Origin of the sequence: Pantoea sp. BJ2 (assembly GCF_040255075.1) — a bacterium.
In the GTDB taxonomy this organism is placed as follows: domain Bacteria; phylum Pseudomonadota; class Gammaproteobacteria; order Enterobacterales; family Enterobacteriaceae; genus Pantoea; species Pantoea leporis.
This window is the reverse complement of sequence record NZ_CP158292.1, coordinates 1,173,918-1,186,520: the sequence shown is the minus strand read 5'-3', so window position 1 is coordinate 1,186,520 and position 12,603 is coordinate 1,173,918. Positions and strand designations below refer to the sequence as shown.

Here is a 12,603-nt window from a genome sequence, read left to right as displayed (position 1 = left end):
AACCCTTAAAAGATAAAAAATTACAGACCAAATATTGCTGGATCAAAGCCCAAAGCGACGGCGATTTCGCGCACCGCTTTCTGCTCGTCAGCATCAAAATCACCATCACTCTTACCGACAGCAATACCTACGCGGATCGCCAACTGTGCGGCTTCCGGCTGATCTTTCAACGCCATGATGTACTTCATGGTTTCGCCCTTGCCGATTTCCAGATCGAAATCAAAGCTGCTCACCAGTTTGTTGAAGAACTCAATCACTTCATTGGTATCAAAGACTTTCAACTCTTCGGAGGCGCGCAGAAAACCGATCATCTTCTGCTTCTCTTCCGTGCTCACGCCGCCGTCTGCCACCGCAATGCGTGCGCACACCGCGACGGTGCCTTGCATAAATTTCTTGTTCTTAAAGCGGCTAACCTGTTTGGTTAATTCATCGCGGCCGGAATTAAATGCCCCTTTGACCTTGTTCAAAAAGCTCATAGTGAATCCTCTGTCTGTTATTATTTGGAGCCAGCTCGCCAGTTGAATCCCCAACCGAAAGCTTTGTCCATATCGGAATGCCCGTTAAAGAACTGATTGATACGCTCGACGCGGATACTGCCGTTCTCATTGACCAGGCGAGCAATCGCACACATGTTGCGGCGGTTCTCCCCTTCAGTCATACGCGTTTCAATCGGAGGCTGGTCTGGAATGTGCAGCGTGACTACGCCATCCGTTTTGTCCCAGCTCGCCGCACCTTGATAGATGAAGGCGAAAATTAATACCTCGCGAATCTGACTCCATTCGCGACCGTTGATGTGCAGCCATTCGCCGTCGGTCACTTCACCGGTGCGATCGTCGCCCTGCAAGTGTACGAAAGGTTTGGCATGCATAGCGCCAAAATTGCCGCCCAGCGCCTGGATCACACCGCGCGAGCCGTCTTGCAGCTCAACGAAGGCGCCGAGATCGAGATCCACGCCTTTGTTGCCGCCGAACAATCCGCGCAATCCGCCGCCACCGCTGCTGGTTTCACGGTGCCAGTTCAGATTGATGCGAATCTCACCGAAGTTATCGCGCTTGGTCAGGCTGATGGCTGGCTTCTCTTTGGTAAGAGACACTTTGCTCAGATTGATTTTTGCCGGCGCGGGTGTCGGTGCTGGAGCCGGTGCCGTCTGCGGTGCAGGCGCAGGCGTTGGGGCAGGCGCGGGTTCAGCCACATCCACACCAAAATGTTCCGCCAGCGGCTTTAAGCCGCCGTTGAAACCCTGCGCAATAAAGCGGAATTTCCACTCATTATTACGGCGGTAAAGTTCGCCGAGGATCAACGCCGCTTCCTGACGTCCTACTAGCTCCACGCTGCCATTCAGCAACACTTCACCGCTCTGCTCCACCTGAATCGCCAGGCGTTGCAAACCCGACACGTTGCGGCCGCCGTCACAGGTAACGGTAAAGGCCACTTTCTGCACGTCAGGACGCAGGCGGGTGAGATCGACAGAAAAGGCGGAGTTGTGCCCTTCGCTTTTCAGGCTGATGGTGCGGTCATCGTTATCCGGCTGACCGTAGAACACCATATCGGCATCGCCATTGACTTTGCCGCTGGCGAACAGACGAAAGGCCGAAGCATCAACGGCGGCGCCAGCGAGTACGCGCACCGTCAGCAGATTAGCGGGAACGGGAGCATTGCTCCCCGGCGTCATATTCATTAGCGCACCACTGCGGCAACGATGTCGTTTTGCATCGCGTCAATGGTACGGCCTGCACTCGCGCGGCCATGCGCCGTGAAATCCCACAGCCCGCCGTTGCGGTGCAGCGAAGCAATCACAATGCCGGTATGGCTGCCTTGCTCAGTCAGCTCATAGCGCGCCAGCTCTTTGCCGTTTTGATCCACCACGCGGCAGAAGGCATTTTCCACTTCATTGAAGGTTTGACCCTGGAAGCTGTTCACGGTGAACGCCAGATACTCAACGTTAGCTGGCAGACGTGACAACTCAACGATGATCACTTCATCGTCGCCATCGCCTTCGCCAGTACGATTATCACCGCTGTGTTTCACCGCACCACATTTAGAGGTTAATGCGCGGAACCAGATGGTATCAATGGCATGACCGGATTGATCCAATAATACGCAGCTGGCATCCAGATCGATGGAATCGCTGCCACCACCAAAAAGCTTGCCCATGAAGCCTTTCTTTTTAATGGGATCCCAGCCTAAGCCGAAATGTAATTTATTCAGCGAAGCGGTTTGTTTGCTGAGTGAAACCGTCTGATTCTTGCTTAATGAAACCATGTCATAATTCCTTCAAACAGGTTTGAAAAGGGTTTTATATTTGCAACAAATTCCATGAGGGAAAAATCATAACATGAGGATATTCATGTTCAGTATTAATTTTCACAGCAATTTTATGAAACACAATAAATCCTTGCAGAAGAACAACTTAAAAGAATCCAGCCCGAACCAGCAACGCACTAAACATGACAATTCTTTACATTAAAATTCATAAGGTTACGTTAGGGTAAAAAATCATATTATGATTGACTCATTTCAAAGTGAGAAATAAACTCGCAAACCATAATCCAGCCACCAGCCTCTTGCGGAAATAATTAGAAATGTCTCACAAAATTTGGCTAATGGAAGGTTTATCCTCCCAGCGCGATATAATTAATGGCATAACATCTGCAGCTAAAAAACATAACTACAACGTGTCGATTTATGCATCACATCGCCAATCGCGTAATGAAATACTTTCGCTGGCGGATCATGCATTAATTGAACCTGGTGATGTTAATCAGCGCCTCGAATTTATTCTTTCTACCGTAGAAAAATATGCCATTCAGGCGATCCATACCGGTCGACATGCTCATTGGTTTGAAGCCCATCGCGTCGCTATCGAAGCCAGCGGTGCGCGCTTAACCACCGGCGCACGCGATGTTGTAATGCTGGATCTGGCCGATGACAAAGTCGCGTTTGCCCACCATATGAAAAGCCTGAATTTGCCGGTGGTGCCTTCACTGCGCGTGGATTCACCCGTACAGTTGCGTGAGCTGATCGCCGGTAAACCCTTTGGCGATCTGCCGCTGTGCGTAAAGCCGGTTACCGGTATTTATGGCATGGGATTCTGGCAGTTTGATGAAAGTGTCTCGCCGATGGCGCCGTTTACCCATCCCGACGCACGCCGGGTGAAAGCCGAATATTACTTACAGGCGCTGGAGGCCGCCGACAGCATGGAGCCGCTGGTCCTGATGCCGTATCTGCCGGGCCCGGAATATTCGGTTGATATGCTGGCGGAAAACGGCAAGGTGCTGGCCGCCGTGGCGCGCCGCAAAGAAGGGGCGCTGCAGTATCTGGAAAACCGCGGCGAAGCCTTTGAGCTGGCGCTAGCCTGTGCCGCTGCGATGGGCGCGGATGGATTGATCAACGTGCAGACGCGCAATGACGCCAGCGGCAAATCGTTATTACTGGAGATCAATATGCGCCCTTCCGGCGGCATTGGTTACACCCGTTTCAGCGGCGTCAATCTTCCCGGCTTGTTTGCCCTGCGCCAGCTAGGCTTGATCAGTCAGCAGCAGGTGATCGACGACGCCCGCCGCGACTTCACGCCAGCCACCGTCCGTGCGCTGAGCGACGTGGTGGCGTACAACCCCGTCCTGTCCAACCAGGTTCAATAAGGAACAATCCATGACCACACTTTGGAGCAGGACGCTGTCATGCGGCTCGCTGAGCGTTACGCCAACCGGCGGCATCAGCGCCATCGACGATCTGTTCGAGATCGCCGAGCGCCGCAATCCCAAGCGCGCTTTTTTGTTCGTCAGTAAAGTGCTTGGCCGCCACATCCCGGTGGCGCCGGAGAAAATGCGCGCCGTGTATCGCCAGCTGGCGGAGCAGTTCCCGCCGTTTTCTGACGGTCCGGTGCTGTTTATCGGCATGGCGGAAACCGCCGTTGGCCTCGGCGCAGGCGTGTTTGATGAAGTGCGCCAGCGCGTCAGGGAGCCGGTGTATCTCACCTCAACGCGTCATCCGCAGCAGGCGGATTTGCTGTGCGAGTTTAAAGAAAATCACAGCCACGCCACCGATCATCTGATCTACCTGCCCGATGATGCGCAGCTGCGCCAGCGCGTGCTCAACGCGCGCACGCTGGTGATGATTGATGACGAAGCCACCACCGGCAACACCTTTATTAACCTGCTCGAAGCGCTGCGCAACGACGGCGGCTTAACGCAGATCGAGCAGGTTATCGCCGTCACGCTCACCGACTGGAGCGGCGATGCGTTATCCGCGCGCTGTCCGGTGCCGGTGCGCAGCGTGTCGCTGGTGCAAGGCGACTGGCACTGGCAGCAGGATCCCGACGCCGCACTGCCACCGATGCCAGCGATGGTGCTTAACGATGCCGCCACCGTGCCCATCACCGGCAAACAGCGCTGGGGCCGACTCGGCATGGCAGCGCCAGCGGGCGATCTGGGTTGCGCGATTCAGGCGCAGCCGGGAGAAAAAATCCTCGTGCTCGGCAGCAGCGAATTTGTCTGGGAACCTTTCTTGCTGGCTGAACGTCTGGCGGCACAAGGCGCAGAGGTGAAATACAGCTCCACCACGCGCTCGCCAATCGCTACCGGATTTGCCATCGAATCAGCTATCGCCTTCGGTGATAACTACGGTCTCGGCATCGCCAACTTCGTATACAACGTGGCGCATCAGCAGTTTGACCGCATTTTGCTGTGCATCGAAACGCCGGTCGACAGCGTGGATCCGCTGTTAACCACGGCACTGGCCCAAGTTGCGCCACAGGTGGAAGTAATTAGCTATGAATAAACCGGTGATTTTTTCCGACCTTGACGACACGCTATTTCAAACGCGCCGCAAAATGGTGGACGAGCTGGATCTTGAGCCGTTCCGTACTGGCGCGCTCGATCTCAGCCTGCAGCCGCGCAGCTTTATGACCGAAGAGCAGTCGATGCTGGTTGACTGGATGATCGAGCAGGCCGATTTGATCCCGGTCACCGCGCGCGGCACCGAAGAGATCGCCCGCGTGCAGATCCCTTTCCGATCGTGGGCGGTGACCACGCACGGCGCGGTGATCCTCAACCCGCAAGGTGAGGAAGATGCCGAATGGCGCGCGCAGATGCTGGAAAAACTGACGCCGTACGGCCCGGCGCTGCTCTCGATGCAGCAGGCGATCACCGACCTGATGGCAGAGCGCGACATCAATGGCTGGGCGCGCATCAACTATGAATATGGCGTCACGCCGATCTATCTGGTGATGAAGCACCGCGACAGCACGCGCCTCGAAGAGCTTTACGCCATCGCCGATGAAATCGAGCAACGCTTCCCCACCGCCGGCTATTACATCCATCGCAACAGCAACAACGTCGCCTGGCTGCCGAACGTGGTGGAAAAAGGCTTAGCCGTCAGCTACCTGCTGGAAAAGCTGCGTAACGAGCGCGGCGTTTTCCCGGTGATTGGCCTTGGCGACAGCCTCAGCGATCACCGCTTTATGAAGCTGTGCAGCTGGTACGGCATTCCGCGTCAGAGCCAGTTTGCCGAACGCATCAACCAGGCAATATTCGGAGAACAAACAGATGGTGAATAACTTGCCTTTCTCTGGATCGTACCGAGCCGGCGACGTCGAATTTCTGCTGAAGCCGGTTGAAATCGACATGACGCCGGTGGAGCAAAAAGAGCAGCTGATCCAATCTGGCGCGCGCCACTATTCCGAGATGTTGAGTCAGGAACCGGAACCGACGCGCTGGCACCTTGAGCTGTTTTCCCGCGCGCTTGACGCCGGTGCCGGACGCCTGGCGCAAGAAGTCACCATGCTGGCGCGGACGCTGGCACAACAGTTTGGCGACACGCCGATTGTGCTCGCCAGCTTGGTGCGCGCGGGCGTGCCGCTCGGCGTGATGCTGCAACAGGCGCTGCGCGCGATGGGCCGCGAATCCTACCATTACGGCATCAGCATCATCCGCGATCGCGGTATTGATCAGGCCGCGCTGGAGATCATCGAAGCGCGCCACGGCACCGCAGGCATTGTGTTCGTTGATGGCTGGACCGGCAAAGGCGCCATCACCGGCGAGCTGATCCGCAGCCTCGAACATCGTCCCGGCTATCCGGCACAGCCGCGCTTGGTGGTGCTGGCCGATCCGTGCGGTCGGGCGTGGCTTTCGGCCAGCGATGATGACTGGCTGATCCCGTTTGGCATTATGGGCGCGCCGGTTTCAGGATTGATCTCGCGCTCGTTGTGGTCTGAAGCGGGCTTGCACGGCTGCGTGCAGTGCGACCATCTGGCGCAATACGATTGCAGCCAGCAGCTGGTGAACACCGTGGCGGAATATGCGCGATCGCTGGATGTCAGCGCCCTGCCCGCGTGCCGGCAGGATCCACAACATCAGCAGCAGCTGGTGGCGCAAAGTGAGGCGGTGATCGCCATGCTGGCGGCGCGTTATCAGGTGAACAGCATCAACCGCATTAAGCCGGGTATCGCCGAAGCCACGCGCGCCGTGCTACGTCGCGTGCCGGATCAGGTGCTGGTCCGTTCGGTGAACGATCCCGACGTGGCGCTGCTGGTCTATCTTGCCCAACAAAAAGGGCTGACCATCACAGAAGCGGGTGCCGATCTTGGGCAATACCGCGCCGTGACGATAATCAAAAAGGTGCTGTGATGAACGGCCGTCTCTCTCCATGGCGATTGGGCGCAACGCTGTATATGCCGGCGGTGCGCAGCGATATCGTCGATGCCATTCTGCACAATAAAATCAGTGGCCTGCGCTCGCTGGTGATCTGCCTGGAAGATGCGGTCAGTGATGCGGATTTGCCGCAGGCGCTGCACAATCTCCAGCAGATCCTGCTGGTGTTGAATGCCGAACAGCGTGCCAATGGCAACGCGCAGTGGCCGCTGGTGTTTATCCGTCCGCGCAACAGCGAGATGGGCGCGTGGCTGGTGGAAAACCTCAACCTCAGCGCGATAGACGGTTTTGTGCTGCCGAAATTCACCGCCGACTCCTTGCCGCTGTGGTGGCAGATTCTTGAACCGAGCCATCTGTGCATGATGCCGACGCTGGAAACCGAAGAGGTGTTCGACGTGGTGGCGATGCGCGAGCTGGCCCTCACGCTGCAAAACCATGCCTGCCGCGAGCGCGTGATCGCCCTGCGCATCGGCGGTAACGATTTGATGAATGTGCTGTCGCTGCGCCGTTCGCGCCACTTCACGCTGTATGACAGCCCGATGGGTTACACCATCAAAATGCTGGTGGCGGTATTCGCGTCGCGCGATTTTGCGCTGACCGCGCCGGTGTGCGAGCACATCGACGATCAGCAGATTATGGATCAGGAACTGGCGCTGGATATCGCGCACGGTTTGGTGGGCAAAACCGCCATTCACCCGAGCCAAATCGGCAAGATTCAGGAGATGTTGATGGTTTCCGCCAGCGATCAAGCGGATGCCTTCCGCATCCTTAATTCAAGCCAGGCGGTATTCAAATCGCAGGGCGCGATGTGCGAACCGGCGACGCATCGCCGCTGGGCCGCCGCCATCCTGGCGCGCGCGCAGGAATATGGCATCGCACCCGATACCCGCTCAGACGGCGCCTTGATGCTGGTAACCTGACAAATCCCTTAGGGTGGGCATTCCTGCCCACCGCGTTACCACCCAATCGCAAACCGGACGTAGGAATTTTCGCACCCTATTTACCTGATATTTAAATACCCTCTGATACTGTCGAAAACCATTTGCCAGGAGGGCGATACCAACCATTGACCACTAACGCAGGCCTCATCGACCATGCAACTCAGTACCCGACAGACACGCGTATTCATGCTCGCCTCGCTGCTCAGCAGCGGCAAACCGGTCGCATCCAGCCGCATTCTCGCTTCGCTCGACTGCTCCGAACCCACGCTGACGCGCGCGCTAAAAGAGCTGCGTGAATCCTGGTCTGCGGAGATCAAATACAGCCGCCTCACCCATTGCTACCAACTCACTGAACCCGGCAAACTCGATAAGAAAAGCCTGCGCCATATTAATGAAGCGCTTAAGCTCAATGCCGAACTACAACAGAGCGAAACCGTCAGCCGGGTATTTCTGGATAAAGAGAAAAAGAAAGCGGTGTCACTGTCGTTGCGTATGTCGGTTTTAAGGAAAATCGACCAGGTTGTGCGATTGAGTGAAACGACAAGGAGTGATGCGGTGGAGATGCTGGTTGAGAGCGGGTTGGATGAGTTGATTGAAAAGTTAATGCTTAAAAAGAACGAGTTAAAACGGCAGTAATATTTCAGCAGTAGTTTAACGACGTTGAGTGGTGGGGTGTATTGCCAACGCACTTTAGCGATACCAATTCTACATCAGCCCCTTAAATTTTTGATGGACCTTATCGACATTGCCAATGTCCCCTAACCTGCCAAAACTGTTAACGTAATCACGTTTTATCGATCGTTATTTTCATCATTAACATTCACATCTTCACACCGCATGATTACTCACGCAGAACAGACTTCCCCTTTATTGAATTATCAAAAATCTTTCAAAATCAGAATGTAAAATAAAAAACCGCAGTAACTGAATCGCGTTAGGATTACTAGTAATGTCGAGGGTAAATCCTTGCTGAAAATTGGAATCCTGTTTCACAAACTCAAATTGTTAGTTTGATCAACTATCACTCCTTGTAATATCCTCAGGGCCGTTGGTAGGTGGAGATCGCTCTTTCAGGGCAGCGAGTCCACCTTTGCTCGGCTAAGTAAGCAGCGTGAGCAACAGCCATTTCTCGATTGAAATCGGTAATTGGATTAATGGATTAACAATGCTCAGGCGTTACCAGGAAGGTGCCCATGACGTTTTCACAACACAACATCACAGCGAATACTCTCGATGAGCTGATGCAGGATACCTGGCTATTGGCGCTCGCGATCCGTAATGGGCAATCCATCACGGTTGATGATGCACTCTACCAGCGCTGCTTCAATACGATTCAACAGGTTCAGCATCACCTCACGACAGCGGGAGCATCCGCTTCTCTCTGCGAAGAAATCAAATTTGCGCACTGCGTGTTTCTCGACGAACTGATCATGACCATTCCGGAAGCTGATATCTCTGCCTGGTGGAAACGCACACCTTTGCAGGGGCACTTTCTCGGGCACCTCATTGGTGGTGAGCAATTCTTTGACCGCGTCAAAAATCTGCTTCGTGAACCTGCAACAGCTCAAGCCGCTATTAGCTGCTACTACAGAATGTTGCATTTGGGTTATGCCGGAAAATACCGAACGGAAGACGATGAGGAGCGCCAGTTGCTGATGCAGCAGCTAAAAGCGCTAATGCCGAAGCAGATTGGATCTGCCGACTCAGCAATAATTATCCAGCGCTCGAAACACAAAACATCGTTCTGGCAACGTTCTCCGTGGCTTATTCGCAGCAGTGTGCTGGTTGCCATTATTGTCGCCACTTTCATCATGAACGGTCATCTGCAATATCTGTTGGTCAAAGGGTAGGCTTCAGGCAAACAAATTTCAGGAAGGAATCTGTAAATGGGCAAGAGGGATTTTGTGATTACGGCTGGCAAGACGCCAATATACAGCCACTATCAACTGAGCATCCAGACGCTGAAAAATCAGCGTCCCGATATTCTTTTGTCAGTGCTGCGTTTTAGCGGTGAAGAGGCATTAAATTCGCCGTGGAAGTACAGTATTGAACTCACCAGTGCTACACGCGATATTCCCGCCGATATTCTGATTAACAGGACGGCCCAGTTATTGTTTTACCCTGACGGCCAACCCTGGCAGTCAGTGGAACCCCGCATTTTGCGCGGTGTAGTTACCGCTTTCCAGCAGTGCGAATCCTCTGCTGACCAAACACGTTATGTAGTCACGCTGGAATCGCGCCTTGCGCTGCTAAAAAACAGCCTGACCTATGCCGTTTACCAGCATAAAAGTGTACCGGGTGCGGTAGAGGATATCCTTAAACGCTGGGAATACTCCTCGCTGGATTATCACTTTCGCCTGAATACTCAATATCCTATTCGCGATTTCTATATCTCATATGCGGAGAGCGATCTCGCCTTTATAGAGCGTCATCTGTCGCGCATTGGGGTCTTTTATTACTTCACCTGGGATGAAGAAAACCACCGAGATGTGCTGGTACTGGGTGACAGCGCGCAGGCCTATGGTGCTGAGCAAAGCATCGTCTTTCGCCATCCGTCAGGGTTATTTGATGGCGGCCTGGAATCTCTCTGGGATATTTCCGTTAATCGCCAATCCGTTGCCGCCAGCACACGACTCAATGATGAGTATTACCGCAACGCGCAAAATGACATGCTGGCGCAAGCGGAAACCGATCCTGATAAGCCTGCGCTTACGGGAGAGCTGTATCGCTATGGTGAAAACTATCAGTTGCTCGGCAAGGAGTACCAGGCTCTACCGGAACAGGGACAGTGGTTTGTCAGACGTCGCCAGGAACGCCTGATCACCGAGCAGGTCACTTTCGACGGTATGAGCAACGGCATGGATATCCGTCCGGGCATGGTGATCTCGCCACAAGGTAAAGAGTGGCCAGACGCGCCGGATGGCCTGCTGGTAGTGTCTACCTCATCAACCCGTATTTCGCGCGATACCGCCTATGTTATCCGCTTTACCGCTGTGCCCGTTCGGCCGCAAAGCACTTATCGTCCACCGTTGAAAAGCTGGCCGCACATTGCAGGCACGCTGCTGGCTCGCGTCACCAGCCCGGTAGAAAATGCGCAATATGCAGAACTTGATGAACATGGCCGCTATCGGGTGCGTTTTCAGTTCGATCTAAACGAATCCTGGCAGTCTGGTTTTGAAAGTGTACCGGTGCGGCTGGCGAAGCCCTATGCAGGCAATGTCTACGGCTGGCATTTTCCACTGATAGCTGGAACGCAGGTGATGATTGCCTTCACCAACGGCGATCCTGACAGACCTTACATTCTCTGCGCGGTGCATGATTCTCGCCATGAAGATCATGTCAATCTCTATAACTATCAACGCAATGTGCTGAGGACGCCGGCGAACAACAAACTCCGCTTTGAGGATCGCCGTGGATATGAACATGTCAAACTGTCGACGGAATTTGGCGGTAAGAGCCAACTTTCACTCGGACATATCGTCGACAGTTCACGTAGCAAGCGCGGCGAAGGGTTTGAGCTGCGTACAGACAGCACCGGTACGCTGCGAGCCGGCAAGGGCCTTTTCCTGACGGCTGATAAGCAGGCCACGGCAACCGGGCCGGTGCTGGAAATGACACCGGCAATAAGCCTGGTCAAAGGTGCGATCAGCCAGATGAGCGGCTGGCAGTCGATCACTCAGTCGCACCATAATCTCCAGCCTGATGTCACGCATCTCAGGGCTTATCTGGCCGCTGTCGACCAGCTCAAATCCCCTGCCATGTTGCTGAGTGCGCCAGAAGGCATTGGCGTTGTCAGCCCCAAAAGCATTCTGCTCAACTCAGGCAGCACTCTGCATCTGCAAAGCCAGATGGAAACCAGCATTGCCAGTGGCAAACGCATTCAGGTCAACGCCAGCCAGGCGATTTCCCTGCTGTCGCAGCAGGAAGGGATTCGCATGGTGTCGGGCCAGGGTCCGCTGACGGTGGAATCGCACGGCGATACCCTCGGACTGACGGCGATGAAAGATATCAGCGTCCAGACCGTTCAGGGTGAACTGCGCCTGACCGCGAAAAACGGCATTATGCTGGGATGTGGCGGCGCAACCATCAGGATTACGCCGCAGGGTGATATCCAAATTCATTCGCCGGGTAAAACCAGCATCCGTGGCGTTCATGTCTGGAATTCTCCTGCCAGCGAAGAAACAACGCTGCCTGATCTGCCTAAATCCGTGTGCAAAGAGTGCCTGAAAAAAGCACAGGAAGCCGCGCTGGCTTTCGCGCCAAGGGGATAGCGATGACGGACATGAATAATGGATGGTTGAAACAGGCTAACGCGCTTTGCACTGCTGCCGGACAGGATTATCTCGATGTGCTGGTTGATCAGGCTGGCACAGCACAGCCGCTGCAACAGGCGCTGAACCAAATTAACCCGCCGTTACGCTGGTTCGAGCTGTTTGCGAACACGCCGGAAGCGGCAACGCCAGAGTATTCACCGCTGGTGATGCGATTGCATTTTAGCATCAGCAGCCACCAGCGCTGGCTGGAACAGCTGGTGGAACACTTCTCCACGACACCGCGATTGACGTTGCTGATATCGCCACTGGCATTCGACCTGCTGAGTAGCCATTTGCAGGCACTGTCACAGGTTCACTGGGAAGAGCAAACCGGTTTACTGCGCTATTACGACAATCGCGTATTTCCCTCGCTACTTGAGCACGTCCTGACGCCAGAGCAGCAGGCGGCTTTCACCGATATTGCGCTGTTCTGGGGCTGGCGAGATCGTGATGACGAGGTGGTATGGAAAACCGGTACCTGGAACCCGGGTCGACAACTTGCTGATGCCCCGGAAATGAGCCGAATTAGCGATGCGCAGGTTGAACTGATGGGATGTATTAGTGATGCCGAGATGTTGATGAAGGAGCAAGCAACTTTGGTTCCCTCACGAGAGGAACACTTTGCGCAATGCCTGGAAATAGCTATTAAAGCAAGCCGGGCGGGATATATAGGCGATCTACTGGACTATAAGGAATAAA

At 54.6% G+C, this 12,603-nt stretch carries 12 protein-coding genes; 9 read left to right on the top strand and 3 right to left on the bottom strand.

Annotated features, from left to right (window positions below; translation table 11 throughout):
- Window positions 1-20: 20 nt before the first annotated feature.
- From AAF463_RS05325 to AAF463_RS05315, 3 genes are read right to left on the bottom strand one after another with little or no spacing between them, the layout of a single operon-like run.
- Entirely contained in the window at window positions 21-476 is a 456-nt protein-coding gene (locus tag AAF463_RS05325; protein WP_350261659.1) for a tellurite resistance TerB family protein, read from the bottom strand.
- Window positions 477-496: 20 nt separating this feature from the next.
- On the bottom strand, window positions 497-1,678 hold the full coding sequence (locus tag AAF463_RS05320; protein ID WP_350261658.1) for a TerD family protein: 1,182 nt from the start codon (window positions 1,676-1,678) through the stop codon (window positions 497-499).
- Window positions 1,678-2,262: a TerD family protein gene (locus AAF463_RS05315; RefSeq protein WP_101763278.1), complete on the bottom strand. Its 585-nt coding sequence runs from the start codon at window positions 2,260-2,262 to the stop codon at window positions 1,678-1,680. Before AAF463_RS05315 ends, AAF463_RS05320 begins: the two co-directional genes overlap by 1 nt.
- Before the next feature lie 320 nt (window positions 2,263-2,582).
- Here AAF463_RS05315 and AAF463_RS05310 point away from each other — a divergent pair, with 320 nt between their 5' ends.
- The 9 genes from AAF463_RS05310 (at window position 2,583) to AAF463_RS05270 (ending at window position 12,602) form a co-directional block, all read left to right on the top strand.
- Window positions 2,583-3,641 (top strand): ATP-grasp domain-containing protein, encoded by a 1,059-nt coding sequence (locus AAF463_RS05310; protein ID WP_110865698.1) that lies wholly within the window; start codon window positions 2,583-2,585, stop codon window positions 3,639-3,641.
- 10 nt (window positions 3,642-3,651) lie between these two features.
- Window positions 3,652-4,779 carry a phosphoribosyltransferase domain-containing protein gene (locus tag AAF463_RS05305; RefSeq protein ID WP_350261657.1) on the top strand — a complete coding sequence of 376 codons (1,128 nt, stop codon included), beginning with the start codon at window positions 3,652-3,654 and terminating at the stop codon, window positions 4,777-4,779.
- The gene (locus AAF463_RS05300) at window positions 4,772-5,557 is read left to right on the top strand and encodes a hypothetical protein (RefSeq protein ID WP_101763319.1); all 786 of its coding nucleotides are present in this window, start codon (window positions 4,772-4,774) and stop codon (window positions 5,555-5,557) included. The genes AAF463_RS05305 and AAF463_RS05300 overlap by 8 nt, the downstream gene beginning before the upstream one ends.
- On the top strand, window positions 5,547-6,626 hold the full coding sequence (locus AAF463_RS05295; protein ID WP_350261656.1) for a cysteine protease StiP family protein: 1,080 nt from the start codon (window positions 5,547-5,549) through the stop codon (window positions 6,624-6,626). Before AAF463_RS05300 ends, AAF463_RS05295 begins: the two co-directional genes overlap by 11 nt.
- Window positions 6,626-7,570, top strand: coding sequence for an HpcH/HpaI aldolase/citrate lyase family protein (locus tag AAF463_RS05290; protein WP_350261655.1), 945 nt, complete (start codon window positions 6,626-6,628; stop codon window positions 7,568-7,570). Before AAF463_RS05295 ends, AAF463_RS05290 begins: the two co-directional genes overlap by 1 nt.
- A gap of 174 nt (window positions 7,571-7,744) precedes the next feature.
- Window positions 7,745-8,227, top strand: a complete 483-nt coding sequence (locus tag AAF463_RS05285; protein WP_101763283.1) for a tellurium resistance protein TerW — start codon at window positions 7,745-7,747, stop codon at window positions 8,225-8,227.
- Window positions 8,228-8,784: 557 nt separating this feature from the next.
- Window positions 8,785-9,441: a type VI secretion system protein TssL, short form gene (tssL, locus tag AAF463_RS05280; protein ID WP_350261654.1), complete on the top strand. Its 657-nt coding sequence runs from the start codon at window positions 8,785-8,787 to the stop codon at window positions 9,439-9,441.
- 36 nt (window positions 9,442-9,477) lie between these two features.
- Window positions 9,478-11,862 (top strand): type VI secretion system tip protein VgrG, encoded by a 2,385-nt coding sequence (vgrG, locus tag AAF463_RS05275; RefSeq protein WP_350261653.1) that lies wholly within the window; start codon window positions 9,478-9,480, stop codon window positions 11,860-11,862.
- A gap of 2 nt (window positions 11,863-11,864) precedes the next feature.
- On the top strand, window positions 11,865-12,602 hold the full coding sequence (locus AAF463_RS05270; RefSeq protein ID WP_350261652.1) for a DUF4123 domain-containing protein: 738 nt from the start codon (window positions 11,865-11,867) through the stop codon (window positions 12,600-12,602).
- Window position 12,603 lies beyond the last annotated feature (1 nt).

What these genes read in the sequence shown, in the direction of transcription:
- tssL (WP_350261654.1), top strand. Translation starts at nt 8,785, where the DNA reads ATGACGTTTTCACAACACAACATCACAGCGAATACTCTCGATGAGCTG.
- AAF463_RS05285 (WP_101763283.1), top strand. Translation starts at nt 7,745, where the DNA reads ATGCAACTCAGTACCCGACAGACACGCGTATTCATGCTCGCCTCGCTG.
- AAF463_RS05295 (WP_350261656.1), top strand. Translation starts at nt 5,547, where the DNA reads ATGGTGAATAACTTGCCTTTCTCTGGATCGTACCGAGCCGGCGACGTC.
- AAF463_RS05290 (WP_350261655.1), top strand. Translation starts at nt 6,626, where the DNA reads ATGAACGGCCGTCTCTCTCCATGGCGATTGGGCGCAACGCTGTATATG.
- AAF463_RS05315 (WP_101763278.1), bottom strand. Translation starts at nt 2,262, where the DNA reads ATGGTTTCATTAAGCAAGAATCAGACGGTTTCACTCAGCAAACAAACC.
- AAF463_RS05305 (WP_350261657.1), top strand. Translation starts at nt 3,652, where the DNA reads ATGACCACACTTTGGAGCAGGACGCTGTCATGCGGCTCGCTGAGCGTT.
- vgrG (WP_350261653.1), top strand. Translation starts at nt 9,478, where the DNA reads ATGGGCAAGAGGGATTTTGTGATTACGGCTGGCAAGACGCCAATATAC.
- AAF463_RS05325 (WP_350261659.1), bottom strand. Translation starts at nt 476, where the DNA reads ATGAGCTTTTTGAACAAGGTCAAAGGGGCATTTAATTCCGGCCGCGAT.
- AAF463_RS05270 (WP_350261652.1), top strand. Translation starts at nt 11,865, where the DNA reads ATGACGGACATGAATAATGGATGGTTGAAACAGGCTAACGCGCTTTGC.
- AAF463_RS05300 (WP_101763319.1), top strand. Translation starts at nt 4,772, where the DNA reads ATGAATAAACCGGTGATTTTTTCCGACCTTGACGACACGCTATTTCAA.
- AAF463_RS05320 (WP_350261658.1), bottom strand. Translation starts at nt 1,678, where the DNA reads ATGAATATGACGCCGGGGAGCAATGCTCCCGTTCCCGCTAATCTGCTG.
- AAF463_RS05310 (WP_110865698.1), top strand. Translation starts at nt 2,583, where the DNA reads ATGTCTCACAAAATTTGGCTAATGGAAGGTTTATCCTCCCAGCGCGAT.